Genomic DNA, 14670 nt, shown 5'->3' with positions numbered 1-14670 from the left:
CGGTCACGGGAGAAGCCTGCAGGAAAAAATGGCGCGCAGTTTACCAGCCCACGGGCAAACCCCCTATGCGTCCGGGCCAGGGGGCGGACGAACAGCGCGTCGACCTACCTCTGGTGACAGTTGGACGAAAATCGTGGCCGCGAACATTGCCATCAGGCCGATGGTCAGGAAGGTGAGGTGGAAGGCGCCCAGGATGTTTTCCACGCCTTCCTTACCGATGGACGCCTCGAAACCTCCAAGCAAGGCCCCGGCGCAGGCCACCCCCAGGCTCATGGAAAGCTGTGCGACCACCGAGAGCAGGCTGTTGCCGCTGCTCGCTTCCTGATCGCCCAGGTCAATGAGCGTTACCGTGTTCATGGCGGTGAATTGCATGGAGTTGATGGCCCCCAGCACCGCCAGCTGGGCCAACAACAAGGGGTAGGGCGTGTCAGCGGTAACCAGCCCCAGGCTGGCAAGCATGGCGCCCAGGGCTAGGGTATTGCCGGTCAGCAGCTTGCGGTAACCGAACCGCTCGATCAATGGGCGAGCCAGAGACTTGGCTACCATGGCGGCAGCGGCCAGAGGAATCATGCTCATGCCGGCCAGGGAAGGTGAATACCCCATGCCGACTTGCAATAACAAGGGCACCAGGAAGGGCAGCGCGCCGGAACCAAGGCGGGCGAACAGGTTGCCAAGGATACCCACCGCGAAGCTGCGGGTGCGGAACAGGCTGGCCGCGAACAGCGGCTCATCCATGTGCACGGCCCGCAGCCAATAGGCGGCCAGGCACGCCATGCCGGCGAACAGCAGCAACATGACCCGCAGGTGAGGCAGATGCAGTTCGCCCAGGCCTTCCATGGCAATGGTGATCAGCACCATGGCAGCGCCGAACAGGCCGAAGCCCAGGCTATCGAAGCGAGTTCGCTCGCCGCCGGGCAGTTCGGGCAGCAATCGCTTGACGGCCAGAACGCCCAGGATCCCCACAGGCAGGTTGATCAGAAAGATCCAATGCCACGTCAGGTATTCCACCATCCAGCCGCCCAGGGTAGGGCCGATCAGCGGACCCACCAGGCCTGGCACTGTAATGAAGCTGAGTATTCGCACCAGCTCGGAGCGCGGATAGGCACGCAACACCACCAAGCGCCCGACAGGTAGCAGCAGTGCGCCACCCAGGCCCTGAAGGATTCGTGCCGCCACTAGCATCGGCAAGGTCATGGAAATGGCGCACAAGAGCGAGCCGAAGGTGAACAGGCCGATGGCGCAGGTGAATACCCGCTTGATGCCGAAGCGGTCCGCTACCCAGCCGGAGGCCGGAATGAGCAGTGCGACCGTGAGCATGTAGGCGATGACGACCGACTGCATGCGCAGAGGATCCTCGGCCAGGTCGCGGGCCATGGCAGGCAGGGCAGTGTTGAGGATGGTGCCGTCCAGGGACTGCATGAAGAAAGCGATGGCTACCACCCAGGGAATCCAGCGAGCGGTAGCGGGGTCCAGCGTGGCGTGGGTAGGCATGGCACCTCTTGCGTGTTGGAGGCAGCGGAACTGCCGAATTCGGCATCCTCACATGGCTCTTTGAGCTAGCCAAGGACTGGAAAAGCGGGCCGATTCGCCAGCTTCACTGGCTCCTACCGTGCGCACGCCCGCTAGATCGGACAGCCTTTGGCGCGAAGGATTGCATCGAAACGGTTCGGGTCAAGGGTGCCGTTGGCGATGCCTTCGAGTGTAGCGCGTTCACGGGCCAGCAGGTCATTGCACCGCTGGACCAGCTCAGGCAGCTCGGCCCGGGCCGCTGCCACCACGCCATCACCGTCACCGATCATCAGGTCGCCAGGCATCACCAGCATGCCCGCGCAGGAGATCGGCACGTTGATTTCACCGCCGCCATCGGTGCTTGGGCCGCGATGCACGGCCCCGATGGCATAGACCGGCAGCTCGCCGCTTTGCCATTCATCCAGGTCGCGCAGGGCGCCGTTGATTACCACGCCAGCGATACCGGCCTTGAGCGCCATGGCGCGCATGATGCCGCCGAACACGGCGCGGGTCAGGTCTGCGCTACCGTCGATGACCAGCACATCACCAGGGCGGGCCATTTGCATGGCCTTGAGGATCATCAGGTTATCACCTGGACGTACCCGCACCGTAAGCGCGCTTCCGAGCATCGGTTTGTTGCCGTGGAAGGCCTTGAGGCCCAACCCACCGACATTACGACCCAGGCAGTCGCTCACGGCGGCGGCGGGGATCTTGCTGAATTCGCTGAGCCATTTCGGGTCGAGCGGCTCGACGTTGGGGTTGATCATGTAGCCGGCGGGCCACTTGCCTGAGGATACGACATCAAACATGGATAAAGCCTCGGTAAAACCTGGTGAAACCTCGGCGCCGGCCTTTGCCGGCGTGACGGGGAACGCTTCTCTTGGGTAAACAAGCTTAGGCCCGGCCTGCGCTGCACCGCAAGCGGCACCGGGTCGATGGCTTAACCATGGCTGAATCGTTTTTCTGAAAACCCGGCGGACGCCTGGTTGGGGGCAGGGAACAGGCCTAGAGGTCTCGCCAAAGCGAGTCGAAGTCTTCCTCGCGCCCTGGCGTGTCACTTACCGCGTGCCTGCTGATCACAGGCGCAGCCTGTTCGGCAAAGCGATATTCGAACTGGTTGAAGCTACCCGTGGTAGCGAGCCGTTTCAGCAGGCCGGCACGGTGCTCCTCGCCATTGGTATTGAGCACCACCTTGTGGCCTTCCTGGAAAGGCAGGCGCGGCGCCAGCAGGGTAGCCGGAATGTCGATAGCCCGGATTTCCGGCAATACCAGGCCTCGCAGGTATTCACTCTGAGGTTCATCACCGCGGATCAGCTGCAGCCCGCACGGCTGGGCATGGGGGGCGATCAGCTCGATGCCCATCTGGGTGCCGCCGTCACGGACCTGGCGAATCCAGCGCACCACAGCCACGCTCCAGCCTTGGGAGGGCGTGTCCTGGATACCGACCAGCTCGCCAGCCTGTAGCTGGGAGGGCACTTCCCGCCGCCAAGCCAGGCAGTAGCCGCCGGGGCTGTGATTGACGATCTGCAGGCTGTAGGTTGGGAACTCGCGTGGTGCCGGGTTCCTGGCCTGGTCCGGTTGGTATTCGATTTCCTCCAGGGCCGGGGCCTCCACTACGGGGCCCCATACCCCGTGCTTGCCCAATGCGCTGAACTGGGCGGACGTGCTGCTGCCCGGCAGGCCCAGCTGCTCGCCAAAGCTTCGCTCGCCACCGAGGTAATAATGCATGGCGCTCATGCCAATGCACACGGTCAGGTTGCCCTGGCCAGGGGTGCGCTGGAAGGTGCGCTCGGCCACATTCCCCCAGGCCGCCGCTACGTGTTGCAGAACATCGGTACTGAAGCCTGCCGGCATGGGCAGGCGGGCCAACGGCCGTTGCTCGGCAGGCAACGCCAGGTATTCCTTTATGGCATGGGCCAGGAGGGTGGTGTCCAGGCCTAGCAACTCGTCCAGCTGTCGCTCTTCAAACAGCGTCTTGTAGCGGGGCGGGCCGTCCGTGGCCGGAGCAACCGCGAACAGGCTACTGGCCGCCAGGGCAGGCTGCATGCGGGCGAACTGCGCCCAGCTCTCAAGCATCTCGGCCAGGCGCATGATGGCGCTCTGACGCATCTGGTTGCAGCGAGAGCTACCCAACAACAGCGCCGCCACATAGCTCTGCTCTGGCGTGAGGGCCTTTACGCCATGGGCGAGGCCATCGGCTACCGAGGTTTGCTGGACCTTATGATCGCAGGCCACCAGGTAGAGATGATGCAGCTCCAGCCAAAGCCCCTCGGGAACCGGACAATACAGCAAGGCTGTGCGAACCAGTGGGCCGTATAGGCAGTGAATGGCGCGCTGTACGGAAATAGCCAGGGCCGTGGACTGTTCGCGCCCGGCCGAAGCCACCCGCACCACGATGATCTTGTAGCCTGCTGCCAGATGGTTCTGCAGGGCCTGGCACAGGTTGGCCACCTTGCGCGCACGCTCGTCCAGCACGATGGCCTGGTTGAGGAAATGCCGTTCCAGCTGCTTGCACACGTAATAGACTTCAGGGCGCAACAGCTCCAGCATCTGCAAGCGGTTTTCGTTGGGTGTCACCAGCTGATTGAGCTCGGTCAGCCCCTGATAGAGCAGCCTGGCGGTTTCTCCGATATTGGCCTTGGGCAATTCGGAAATCCATTCTTTCAGGTCGCGCGGGTTCGCCTCGCAGAACGACAGCGTATTCTGCGAGGGTGTAGGTGCGCGTAGCGAAAGATGAGGGCTGGGGCGCGGCATCCAGGATTCCTGATCGTCCTAATTGGCCAGGGGCATCAGTTGGCCCCGTAGCCTTTTTGGGGGGCTTGTCTATCGGACTCTAACAGCATCCCGATTACGTCGCACCCAAGGTAAACAATCAGGAAACCGTGACGGGCATGCCCAGGGCCTGCCCCATGCGTACCGGCGAGACCGCCGCCAGGTGATGGCCCCAGGTGACCTGGTCCGGCCCGAACAGCATGATCACAGTGGAGCCCAGCTTGAACCGGCCCATTTCCTGGCCTTTTTCCAAGTGGATCGGAGCACGTGCGGCTTCATCGTAGCGCCAGCTTTTAAGCGCGCGCTTCGGCGGTGTCACCAGGCCAGCCCAGACCGTTTCGATGGAAGCGACGATCATGGCGCCCACCAGTACCATGGCCATGGGGCCGCGCTCGGTGTCGAACAGGCATACCACCCGCTCATTGCGCGCGAACAGCTCGGGTACGTTTTCGGCGGTGGTCTGGTTTACAGAAAAGATGCGCCCCGGGACGTAGATCATTTCCCGCAGGGTACCTGCCAGAGGCATGTGGACGCGGTGGTAATCCCGAGGAGAAAGGTAGACGGTGGCGAACTGACCGCCCATGAAGGCCGACGCATGAGCCGGGTCACCGCCAAGCAGCTCCAGCACGCTGAAGCTATGTCCCTTGGCCTGGAAGACCCGCCCGTGCTCGATCGCGCCCATCTGGCTGATGGCGCCGTCGGCCGGAGAAAGGATGGCGCCGGGGGTAGGGTCCAAGGGGCGGGCGTCCGGTTTCAAGGCGCGTGTGAAGAACGCATTGAAGTTTTCGTAGGCGCTGAGGTCTTCGACCTGGGCTTCGCTCATGTCCACGTTGAAGCGGCGGGCGAACCAGCCGGTGAAGGCGTTCTTCAGCCAGCGGGCACGGCATTCGGCGACGCAGCCGGCCAGGCGCGAGACCAGGTGGTGGGGCAGCAGGTACTGGGACAGGATAAACAGCCGATCTTTCATAGGGAGCCCTTAAACTTCGATAGGGGTGTCGGGGTGGTTGCCCCATTCGCCCCAGGATCCGGCATAGGCCTTGACTCGGGGATAGCCGAGGGCCTTGGCGACCAGATAGGTAAAGCCCGACCGATGGTGGGTCTGGCAGTGAGTGACGATTTCCTTGTCTGGAGTGATGCCAAGCTCGCCGAGCCGCTCGCGCAGGTCCGGGCGCAAGCGTAGCTGGCGCTGCGGGTCCATGCCGGCCGTCCACTCGAAATTGACCGCGCCGGGGATGTGTCCGCCTCGGGCGGCCACTATTTTTTCGCCGCGGTATTCCAGGGGGCCGCGCGCGTCCCAGATGGCCAGGTCCGCGGCACCAAGGCGCTTGCGCAGGTATTCGAGCGTGGCAGTGGGCGCTTCCTGAAGTTCGAGACGGGGTTGCCCGGTCAGGGGCGCCGGTACCTCGGTGCTCAAGGGAAGGCCTTCGGCCTCCCATGCCAGCACACCACCATTGAGGTAGTGGTAGCGGCCATGCCCGATCACATCCAGTAGCCAGATGAATCGACCGGCCCAGCCACCGCCCTCGTCGTCATAGACCACGTAGGTCACCTCCGGGCCATGTCCAAGCTCGGCGAACAGCTGCGTGAGGCTGTCGATATCGGGCAGCAGCCCAGGGGCAGGGGGCTTGCCCAGTTGAGTGCGGGTTGGGGCGACGAAGCGCGCGCCGGGAATGTGCCCGGCGGCATAGCGGGCCGGGCTGGTGAGGTCGACTATCACCAGGCCTGTGGCGTCGAGGCGCGCGGCCAGCTCGGCGGGTTCGATGACCAGGCCTAGGCCGGAAAAGTCTGCCATTCAAGCGTACCCTCGGGTTGAGTCAGGCGGCGATTGTAGCGCAACGTTCAACGACTGCGTTGGCTGAACACCGATAACGCACGCTCGATGCACTGGGCTGTCTTGGTGAAGGCCTGGACGCTTGTCTCGGCCATGGGCAGCCCGCCCTGGTCTGCCAGAAGAAGCATCAGGACGCGGTCCTGGCTGGTGATCGAGCGCAACAACAAGTGCTCGCCTCGGAACATGACCCGCAGGCTTGCGGGTATCAGGCGGGAGAGCGAAACGTTGTTCTCTGGCGTCAGGCGCAACTGCCCTGGTCGTTCGACCAGGCGTTGCAGCAGCGGGGCGTGGTTCAATGCCATGCTCAGCTCGCTGCCCGCCTTGGGCAGCCCGACGATTTGATGGACACGCAGGTTGGCCTGCGCCTTATCGACCATCAGCAAGGCGATCCGCCGCATGCCGCAGGCTTCCAGCGCTTGCATGGCCACCCCGGTCAGGTGCAAGGCGTTGTTGAAAGGGCTGGGCTCGCTGATCAGGGTGGTGCAGAGTTGTCGCCAATGGGCGATGGCTTCGGCGCTTGGGCCCGCCGCCGGCATCAGGCCCGGATGCAGGCGCCGCTCGGTAAGCGGCCAGGGCAGCGTCGCCGCCGGGTGCCAGACTCCCGGCGCGGCGTGTATCCGCGCGCTTTGCACCGCCTGCAGGTGGGTCTGCTGCTGGACCTGTTCCAGCGGCGCCTGGGTGTAGAGCGCGAGCAACTGCTGCCAGCGCAGCACATGGGGCACGCCCCAGCCTTGCTCGCTAGCCAGCGCCAGGCCATTGGCTAACAGTATGGTGGTGGCGGGCTGGTTGAACCAGCGATACAGGTCCGGGTTGGCATCCAGCTGCCGCTGCTGGCCAAGTGGGTCATCCTCATGCCGTGCGATAAGCATGGCCTTGGCCAGCGAACGGCGTTCCTCGGTCAGGGCGCGATAACCCTGGCGCACCCACGCTGGCAGACGCCAGTACTCGGCCAGGGCCATGCACAGTTCCAGTACGCGCACGCCGAACAGTTCCCGTTCCACCCGTGCCGCATTCTCGCCCTTGTGCAGAACGCGCAGGTCCCATTCCTCGAACAGCTTCGGTTCTGCCATTGCCAAGGGCCACAGGGGCGCCAGGAAAAGAAGGCTGCCCCAATGGATTTCCTGCCACAAGCGGGCCAGGCGGGCGGCGAAGAAACCGCTGGCCTGCTGGCTGGCGTGCTGGCTGACCAACTGCAACTGGCGCAGGGGCATTGGTATGGCGTCGGGCTCCAGGGCCGGAACCCGAGCCAGCAGTTCGCCGGTGCGGGCCAGGCCGAGGCGGTTGATGGCGATTTCCAGGCTCTCGGCCGGTTCGGCCAGGGTGCCCCCGGCCAGGAGGTTGGCTTCCCGGATCACATTCAATACGAGCGCGGGGCTATGCTGCATGGAGTCGGCGATGTCACGCAGCGAGCTGCGGCTGTCGTTCAGCACACGGCATACCTGTTCATGACTGGCCTTGGGGACCGGAATGCGCACATTGCCCAGGGTTTTGATCCAGGCTTCGATATTCTGCTGTCGGACTGCTGACATAAGGCTCGGCGCTCGCTCGAACGGTTTTCAGGTTTATACGCCAAGGTGGCCCGATATGCCCAAGGGGCGTCAAGAAGCTGCACGCAAGGCCGATCTAGACAATATGAACGTCGCTTCCTTGCCTGCTTCCTCTGGTGCGGCGCTGGCTAACGGACTTTTCGTACACAACCCAACGAATCGTCACTATAGTCTGGCGCAGTTCTGCCGATAGGTAGAAGCAGAGATTGAAACGGCCCCGTGCCAGTTTTCCCACGTTTCGAAGTGTCCTGACCTATGGCTAAAATTATCGGCATCATCGTCGTATTCGCGAGCGTACTCGGTGGATACGTTCTTTCCCGCGGCCAGATCGCGGCCCTGATCCAGCCTTTCGAGGTATTGATCATTGGCGGTGCCTGCCTTGGCGCATTCCTTCAGGCCAACCCTGGCTCCGCCACCATGACCGTCTTCAAGAAGTCCTTGAAGATGTTCAAGTCGCGGTTCACCCACGCCTTCTATCTGGAAGTGCTTGGCCTGGTCTACGAAATCCTCAACAAGAGCCGTCGTGAAGGCATGATGGCCATCGAGAGCGATATCGAAGATGCCGCCGCGAGCCCGATCTTCGCCAAGTACCCTGCCGTGCTCAATGATGCCCGGATGACAGCGTTCATCTGCGACTACCTGCGCATCATGTCTTCCGGCAACATGGCGCCCCACGAACTGGAAGGCCTGTTCGACATGGAACTGCTGAGCATGAAGGAAGAGCTCGAGCACCCCTCCCATGCCGTACAGGGCGTTGCCGACGGTTTGCCCGGCATGGGTATCGTTGCGGCGGTACTGGGTATCGTAATTACCATGGCCTCGCTGGGAAGCGGCGACAAGGCTGCCATCGGGGCTCACGTGGGCGCGGCGCTGGTAGGTACCTTCCTCGGTATTCTCGCGGCCTACGGCTTCTTCGGCCCATTGGCCACCTGCCTTGGCCATGATGCCAAGGAAGAAATGAACGTGTTCGAGGCCATCAAGGCCTCGCTGGTGGCCTCGGCCTCTGGCATGCCGCCTACCCTGGCGGTGGAATTCGGACGCAAGGTGCTGTACCCGGCCCACCGTCCGAGCTTCGCTGAGCTGGAACAAGCAGTACGCGGTCGCTAAGCCATGGAAAATAATCAGCCGATCATCGTCAAGCGCGTAAAGCGCTTTGGCGGCGGGCACCACGGGGGTGCCTGGAAAATTGCCTTCGCCGACTTCGCAACCGCGATGATGGCTTTCTTCCTGGTGCTGTGGCTGCTGTCCAACGCCACGCCCGAGCAGAAGCTTGCCATCGCTGGTTACTTCAAGGACCCGATCGGCTTTACTGAAAGTGGCTCACCCTATGTGATCGACCTTGGTGGGTCGCCACAGTTGGCACCGGACCACACCCTCAACCCGGAAGCCAAGGTGGCACCGCCCAAGCCGGAGGCGGAGAACCAGGTCACTCCGGACGAGGCGCAGAACATCGCTGAGAAGGTGGAAAAGGACCGTCTCGAACTCCTGTTGCAGGAATTGCAGAACAAGGTGGACGAGAACCCTCAATTGCAGAAGTTCAAGGACCAGATACTGTTCGAAATCACCCAGGATGGCCTGCGCATCCAGATCATGGACGCGGAGAACCGACCGATGTTCGACCTGGGTAGCGCGCGCCTGAAGCCTTACTTCGAGGACATTCTTCTGGCGATGGCCGATACCATCAAGGAAGTGCCGAACAAGGTCAGCATCAGCGGCCACACGGACGCCAAGCCCTACGCGGCAAGCGCGGACTTCGGCAACTGGGAATTGTCGGCCAACCGTGCAAACGCGGCGCGCCGCGCCCTGGTGGCGGGCAGCTACCCGGAAACGCAGATCGCGCGAGTGGTAGGCTACGGTTCATCCTCGCTGTTCGATCGCAAGAGTCCGCTGAATCCGGTCAACCGTCGTATCGATATCATCGTACTGACCAAGAAGGCCCAGCGCGATATCGAAGGTGAGCAGCCAGAGGAGCCGGCGGCCCCGCCAGCCGCGCCCAGCGCGCCGGCGCCAGCACCCGCGACCCCTGGGGCGGCTGCCCCGGCAGCAGCGGGCGCCGGCGCCAGCAGCCTGGCCGAGCAGAACCCGACGGTGCAACCACGGGAGCTGCGTGAAAAACTGAACATCTTCGACAGCGGTGCCTTGAAGATGGAGGCCCCGGCTGGCAAGCAGTTGTAAGCCTTGTGGAACAGCGAAGCTGGGCCTTCCCTGGCCGAGCCTCCTGACCGGCTGCGCTCAATATCGGTCGTCAGGCAAGCCGGCGACAATGGCCCGGTAGCTGTGCATCCGCTGAGGGTGGATGCGGCCGTCCTCCAGTGCCTGGAGCAGCGCGCAGCCAGGCTCGCGGTCATGCTTGCAGTCGCGGAAGCGGCAGCGCCCCAGCAGGTCGGCGAATTCAATGAAGCCGGCCTCCACGTCCTGCCGGCTCACATGGACCAGGCCAAACTCGCGGATACCGGGCGAGTCGATCAGGTCGCCGCCCTGGGGGAAGTGGAACAGCTTGGCCGTGGTGGTGGTATGGGTGCCCTGCCCGGACCAGTCCGATAGCGCGCCTACCCTGGCCTGGGCATCAGGCAGCAGGGCATTGACCAGCGAAGACTTGCCTACGCCGGACTGCCCGACGAACACGCTGGTATGGCCCTTGAGCCGTTCCTTGAGCTGTTGCATGCCATCGCCCTGATGAGCCGACACTTCCAATAACGGGTAGCCCAGCTGGCGATAGGCCTCGAGCAGGTCGTTGAGGCGTGCTTCGTTGCCTGCGTCGATCAGGTCAGCCTTGTTGAGCAGCAGAAGTGGGCGAATCCCTGCGTGCTCCGCAGCCACCAGGTAGCGGTCGATCAGGTTGGCCTGGGGCTCCGGCGCGGGCGCGAAGACGATCACGATCAAATCGACGTTCGCCGCCACCGGCTTGAGTTGGCCGCGTGCATCCGGACGGCACAGCTCAGTGGTGCGTGGCAGTTGCGCCACGATCACGCCGATGCCTTGGTTGCCCGCTCGCCATACCACTCGGTCGCCGGTTACCAGGGCGGGAAGATTGGCGCGCAGATGGCAACGGAACACTTCACCCGCATGCTCGCCCTGCTGGGCTTCGACCTCTACCTGTACGCCATAGTGGGCAATGATCAGCCCGGTTTCTTCAGGGCCCAGGTCACCGCCTTCCAGCACTTGCTCGGCTTGGGACTCGCGCTTGGCAGCACGGGCGGCGCGTTCATTCTGGATTTTATCGATGCGCCAGGCCTGGCGACGGTTGAGCTGGCGTTTGGCCATGGAGGTACCGGAAAAGAGGGCGCGCGGTTGCGGGCGATGGGTCGAGCCGCGAGTCTAGCATGCGCCGGTAAGCTACACTTGGCAGTCTTGTCGAGGAGGTTTCAATGCTCAACCCCACCAACCTGATCTGGATCGATCTGGAAATGACCGGCCTGGATCCGGATACCGATGTCATCATCGAAATGGCGACCATCGTCACCGATAGCGAACTCAATACCCTGGCCGAAGGCCCGGTCATCGCCATCCACCACAGCGACGAAGTACTGGCTCGAATGGACGAATGGAACACCCGCCAGCATGGCGGCTCCGGCCTGACCCAGCGTGTGCGCGACAGCAAGGTTTCAATGGCCGAGGCCGAACGGCAGACCCTCGATTTTCTTCAGCAGTGGGTGCCCAAGGGCAAGTCGCCCATCTGTGGCAACAGCATCTGCCAGGATCGGCGCTTCCTCTACCGCCATATGCCGGAACTGGAAAGTTACTTCCACTACCGCAATCTGGACGTCTCCACGCTCAAGATTCTTGCTGGCCTGTGGGCGCCGCAGGTGCGCGACAGCCTGAAGAAGGGTGGCAGTCATTTGGCCCTGGATGACATTCGCGACTCCATCGCCGAGCTGCAGCACTATCGCGAGCACTTCATCAAGGCCTAGCTCGCGACCGGTTCGCCATGGCGCGCCAATGCCCAGGCCACGTGCTCGCGCACCAATGGCGATGGGTCCGCCTGGCGCGCCCGCAGCGCCTCCACCACGGCGATGGTGGTCGGCGCATTGCCCAACCCCACCGCCAGGTTGCGTAGCCAGCGCTCGTAACCGGCCCGGCGCAACGGGGAGCCTTCAGTCTGGCTGAGGAACTGTTGCTCGTCCCAGCGGAACAGGGCGGCCAGCTCAGCGTTGTCCAGGCCGTGCCGAGGGCTGAAGTCCGCCTCGCCCGTGGGGCGGGCGAAACGGTTCCACGGACAAACCAGCTGGCAGTCGTCGCAGCCAAATACCCGATTGCCGATCAGCGGGCGCAACGCCTCGGGGATCGAGCCTTTGTATTCGATGGTCAGGTAGGAAATGCAACGTCGGGCGTCGAGCTGATAGGGTCCCACGAAGGCGTTGGTAGGACAGATGTCCAGGCAGGCACGACATTTGCCGCAGTGCTCGCTGGCCTGTGGAGGATCTACCGGCAAGGGTAGGTCAATGAAGAGCTCACCCAAGAAAAAATAGCTGCCCGCCTTGCGGTTGAGCACCAGCGTGTTCTTGCCGATCCAGCCCAGGCCAGCCTGTTCGGCAATGGCTTTTTCCAGCACAGGGGCGCTGTCTACGAAGGCACGGTAACCGAAGGGGCCAATGCTGGTCTGAATCCGCTCCGCCAACTGTTGCAGGCGTTTACGCACCACCTTGTGGTAATCACGGCCCAGCGCGTAGCGGGAGATATAGGCTTTGTCCGGCTGGGCCAGCCGCTCGGCCATACCTGTATCGCCTGGCAGGTAATCCATGCGTACCGACACCACCCGCAGCGTACCCGGTACCAGTTCGTCGGGGCGCCAGCGCTTGCTGCCGTGAGCCTGCATGTAGTCCATTTCGCCATGGTGGCCAGCCTCCAGCCAGCGCTGCAGGTGCTGTTCATGCTCGCCCAGGGCCAGGCCACTGATGCCTACCTGCTGGAAGCCCAGTTCGCGGCCCCAGGTCTTGATGGACGAGGCGAGTTCTTCAAGGTCGAGTGCAACAGCGGACATGGACAGGGAAACCAAGGCATTGATAGGTATAATTCTGCCAGACATCCACACCCAGGGTCGCATGATGCCCTTATCCCACACCGTCTTACCCGACGTACTGCATAGCGCCGCCCAGGTTCGAGACCTGGATGCGCGCCTGATCGCCGCCGGCACTCCGGGGCTGGCCCTGATGGAGCGTGCCGCCGATGCCTGCTGGCAAGCCCTGCGTGAGCGCTGGCCGGATGCGAACGAAGTGACCGTACTGGCCGGCAACGGCAACAATGGCGGGGATGGTTTTCTCATTGCCGCGCTGGCCCGGCAGGCGGGTTGGCCGGTCACGCTCTATACCCTCACCGGGGCTGACGAACCTCGGGGCGACGCCGCCGCCGCGCTGGCTCGGGCGCGGGAGGCTGGCGTCGGTGCCCGGCCCTGGAAACCAGGCGCCCGCTTGGCCGGTGTGATCGTGGATGCGTTGCTGGGCACAGGCCTGAGCCGCGAGGTCAGCGGCATGCATCGGCAGGCCATCGAGGCGATCAACACCTGTGGCCTGCCGGTGCTGGCGGTGGACATTCCCTCCGGGCTGAACGCCGACACCGGGCATGTCATGGGTTGTGCGGTGCAGGCTGATCTCACCCTGACCTTCATTGGCCTCAAGCTCGGTTTGTTCACTGGCGAAGCGGCGGCGCATGTAGGCCAATTGTTATTCGCGAGCCTGGGGGCTGACAGCGCCTCCGGAGGCGAGGCCGCGGGCCAGGCGACTCTGCTGCGGCCAGGCAATCTGCCACAGCCCGAGCCGCGTCGGGCGACGGCTCACAAAGGTCAGTTCGGCCGGGTATTGGTGGTCGGAGGTGAGCATGGCACCGGAGGCGCGGCGCTCATGGCGGCTGAAGCCGCGCTACGTAGCGGCGCCGGCATGGTCTCCCTGGCTACCCGTGCCGAGCATGTGGCGCCAGCACTGACGCGTTTACCGGAAGTGATGACCACGGCCGTGGCTTCGGCCAATCAGCTTCCGGCGCTGCTGTCCGCGGCCAGCGTATTGGTGGCTGGCCCCGGGCTTGGTACCGGGGCTTGGGGGCGGAGCCTGCTGTCGGTAGTGGCGGGCCAGCCCAAGGCTCAGGTGTGGGACGCTGACGCGCTCAACCTGTTGGCGGAAAAAGCGGTTCAATTGCCACCAGGGGCTGTGCTTACGCCGCACCCTGGCGAAGCCGCGCGCCTGCTGGGCCTGTCCGTGAAGGAGGTGCAGGCGGACCGGCCGGGGGCTGTTCGCGCGCTCGCCAGGACCTATCAGGCGGTTTGCGTGCTCAAGGGCGCTGGCAGCCTGATCGCCGCGCCAGAAGGTCGGCTGGCGGTCTGTAACCATGGCCATCCTGCCATGGCCACCGCCGGCCTGGGGGATGTACTGTCCGGCCTGATAGGCGCCTTGCTGGCCCAGCATATGCCAGCCTTCGAGGCGGCCTGTCTGGGGGTATGGCTACATGCCCGGGCAGGTGAGGTTGAAGGCGCGCGAGGGCGCGGCCTGGCCGCTGTGGACCTGATTCCCACCATTCGTCGGTTGCTCGAGGAGGTAGCCCCATGCAAAGCCTGACGCTCTTCATGCCGGACGAAACAGCGATGACGGCGCTCGGTAGCAGGCTTGCCCAGGTGACCGGCGGCCGGGGCACCCTGTTTCTGGAAGGCGACCTGGGCGCGGGTAAAACCACGCTCTCACGCGGCATCGTGCGTGGTTTCGGCCACGCCGGGCCGGTAAAAAGCCCTACCTTCACCCTGGTCGAGCCCTACGAACTCGAAGGGGTGTCGCTCTACCATTTCGACCTTTACCGTCTGGCCGACCCGGAAGAGCTGGAATTCATGGGCATCCGCGATTATTTCCAGGGCGAGGCGCTGTGCCTGGTGGAATGGCCTGCCAAAGGACAAGGCGTTTTGCCAAAGCCTGACCTGACCATTACCATAAGCGCCCAAGAGCAGGGGCGCCGCCTTGAATTGCGCGCCGGCAGCTCAAGTGGCGAATCGTGGTTAGGCGCCCTGGCGCCGGTTATTGAATGAAGAGGTGG

The 14670-nt window shown here is 63.6% G+C and carries 13 protein-coding genes; 5 read left to right on the top strand and 8 right to left on the bottom strand.

The window, feature by feature from the left end; all coding sequences use genetic code 11:
- Positions 1–63 precede the first annotated feature (63 nt).
- The 6 genes from mdtD to BN1188_RS04010 all read right to left on the bottom strand — a co-directional run bounded on the left by mdtD (position 64) and on the right by BN1188_RS04010 (position 7641).
- The gene (mdtD, locus tag BN1188_RS04035; RefSeq protein WP_040260054.1) at positions 64–1491 is read right to left on the bottom strand and encodes a multidrug transporter subunit MdtD; all 1428 of its coding nucleotides are present in this window, start codon (positions 1489–1491) and stop codon (positions 64–66) included.
- 131 nt (positions 1492–1622) lie between these two features.
- Positions 1623–2318, bottom strand: coding sequence for an RraA family protein (locus BN1188_RS04030; protein WP_040260053.1), 696 nt, complete (start codon positions 2316–2318; stop codon positions 1623–1625).
- Positions 2319–2514: 196 nt separating this feature from the next.
- Positions 2515–4263 (bottom strand): molecular chaperone, encoded by a 1749-nt coding sequence (locus tag BN1188_RS04025; RefSeq protein WP_040260052.1) that lies wholly within the window; start codon positions 4261–4263, stop codon positions 2515–2517.
- Between the two features lie 118 nt (positions 4264–4381).
- On the bottom strand, positions 4382–5248 hold the full coding sequence (asd, locus tag BN1188_RS04020; RefSeq protein ID WP_040260051.1) for an archaetidylserine decarboxylase: 867 nt from the start codon (positions 5246–5248) through the stop codon (positions 4382–4384).
- A gap of 9 nt (positions 5249–5257) precedes the next feature.
- Positions 5258–6073, bottom strand: coding sequence for a rhodanese-like domain-containing protein (locus BN1188_RS04015; protein ID WP_040260050.1), 816 nt, complete (start codon positions 6071–6073; stop codon positions 5258–5260).
- A gap of 47 nt (positions 6074–6120) precedes the next feature.
- Entirely contained in the window at positions 6121–7641 is a 1521-nt protein-coding gene (locus BN1188_RS04010) for an HDOD domain-containing protein (protein WP_040260049.1), read from the bottom strand.
- A 273-nt stretch (positions 7642–7914) separates the two neighbouring features.
- Here BN1188_RS04010 and motA point away from each other — a divergent pair, with 273 nt between their 5' ends.
- Positions 7915–8766 (top strand): flagellar motor stator protein MotA, encoded by an 852-nt coding sequence (gene motA / locus BN1188_RS04005; protein WP_040260047.1) that lies wholly within the window; start codon positions 7915–7917, stop codon positions 8764–8766.
- 3 nt (positions 8767–8769) lie between these two features.
- Positions 8770–9834: a flagellar motor protein MotB gene (gene motB, locus BN1188_RS04000; RefSeq protein ID WP_040260046.1), complete on the top strand. Its 1065-nt coding sequence runs from the start codon at positions 8770–8772 to the stop codon at positions 9832–9834.
- 57 nt (positions 9835–9891) lie between these two features.
- Here motB and rsgA read toward each other — a convergent pair whose 3' ends face one another.
- Positions 9892–10923: a small ribosomal subunit biogenesis GTPase RsgA gene (gene rsgA / locus BN1188_RS03995; protein ID WP_040260045.1), complete on the bottom strand. Its 1032-nt coding sequence runs from the start codon at positions 10921–10923 to the stop codon at positions 9892–9894.
- Between the two features lie 104 nt (positions 10924–11027).
- Here rsgA and orn point away from each other — a divergent pair, with 104 nt between their 5' ends.
- Complete coding sequence (gene orn / locus BN1188_RS03990) at positions 11028–11570, top strand: oligoribonuclease (protein WP_040260044.1); 543 nt, start codon at positions 11028–11030, stop codon at positions 11568–11570.
- On the opposite strand, the gene queG is transcribed toward orn, so the two are convergent.
- On the bottom strand, positions 11567–12640 hold the full coding sequence (gene queG, locus BN1188_RS03985; RefSeq protein WP_040260043.1) for a tRNA epoxyqueuosine(34) reductase QueG: 1074 nt from the start codon (positions 12638–12640) through the stop codon (positions 11567–11569). The genes orn and queG overlap by 4 nt on opposite strands.
- Positions 12641–12704: 64 nt before the next feature.
- Here queG and BN1188_RS03980 point away from each other — a divergent pair, with 64 nt between their 5' ends.
- Both BN1188_RS03980 and tsaE read left to right on the top strand, forming a co-directional pair.
- The gene (locus BN1188_RS03980; protein WP_040260523.1) at positions 12705–14204 is read left to right on the top strand and encodes a bifunctional ADP-dependent NAD(P)H-hydrate dehydratase/NAD(P)H-hydrate epimerase; all 1500 of its coding nucleotides are present in this window, start codon (positions 12705–12707) and stop codon (positions 14202–14204) included.
- A complete protein-coding gene (gene tsaE / locus BN1188_RS03975) occupies positions 14192–14662 on the top strand; it encodes a tRNA (adenosine(37)-N6)-threonylcarbamoyltransferase complex ATPase subunit type 1 TsaE (RefSeq protein WP_040260042.1) in 471 nt (156 codons plus the stop codon). The genes BN1188_RS03980 and tsaE overlap by 13 nt, the downstream gene beginning before the upstream one ends.
- Positions 14663–14670 lie beyond the last annotated feature (8 nt).

Origin of the sequence: Pseudomonas massiliensis, assembly GCF_000826105.1 — a bacterium.
GTDB classification, from domain to species: domain Bacteria; phylum Pseudomonadota; class Gammaproteobacteria; order Pseudomonadales; family Pseudomonadaceae; genus Aquipseudomonas; species Aquipseudomonas massiliensis.
This window is presented reverse-complemented; position numbering and strand designations above follow the sequence as displayed.

Bases quoted from the DNA above. Each gene is read 5' to 3' on its own strand.
- motA (WP_040260047.1), top strand. From the start codon at position 7,915: ATGGCTAAAATTATCGGCATCATCGTCGTATTCGCGAGCGTACTCGGT.
- orn (WP_040260044.1), top strand. From the start codon at position 11,028: ATGCTCAACCCCACCAACCTGATCTGGATCGATCTGGAAATGACCGGC.
- queG (WP_040260043.1), bottom strand. From the start codon at position 12,640: ATGTCCGCTGTTGCACTCGACCTTGAAGAACTCGCCTCGTCCATCAAG.
- BN1188_RS04010 (WP_040260049.1), bottom strand. From the start codon at position 7,641: ATGTCAGCAGTCCGACAGCAGAATATCGAAGCCTGGATCAAAACCCTG.
- BN1188_RS04015 (WP_040260050.1), bottom strand. From the start codon at position 6,073: ATGGCAGACTTTTCCGGCCTAGGCCTGGTCATCGAACCCGCCGAGCTG.
- tsaE (WP_040260042.1), top strand. From the start codon at position 14,192: ATGCAAAGCCTGACGCTCTTCATGCCGGACGAAACAGCGATGACGGCG.
- asd (WP_040260051.1), bottom strand. From the start codon at position 5,248: ATGAAAGATCGGCTGTTTATCCTGTCCCAGTACCTGCTGCCCCACCAC.
- motB (WP_040260046.1), top strand. From the start codon at position 8,770: ATGGAAAATAATCAGCCGATCATCGTCAAGCGCGTAAAGCGCTTTGGC.
- BN1188_RS04030 (WP_040260053.1), bottom strand. From the start codon at position 2,318: ATGTTTGATGTCGTATCCTCAGGCAAGTGGCCCGCCGGCTACATGATC.
- mdtD (WP_040260054.1), bottom strand. From the start codon at position 1,491: ATGCCTACCCACGCCACGCTGGACCCCGCTACCGCTCGCTGGATTCCC.
- rsgA (WP_040260045.1), bottom strand. From the start codon at position 10,923: ATGGCCAAACGCCAGCTCAACCGTCGCCAGGCCTGGCGCATCGATAAA.
- BN1188_RS03980 (WP_040260523.1), top strand. From the start codon at position 12,705: ATGCCCTTATCCCACACCGTCTTACCCGACGTACTGCATAGCGCCGCC.
- BN1188_RS04025 (WP_040260052.1), bottom strand. From the start codon at position 4,263: ATGCCGCGCCCCAGCCCTCATCTTTCGCTACGCGCACCTACACCCTCG.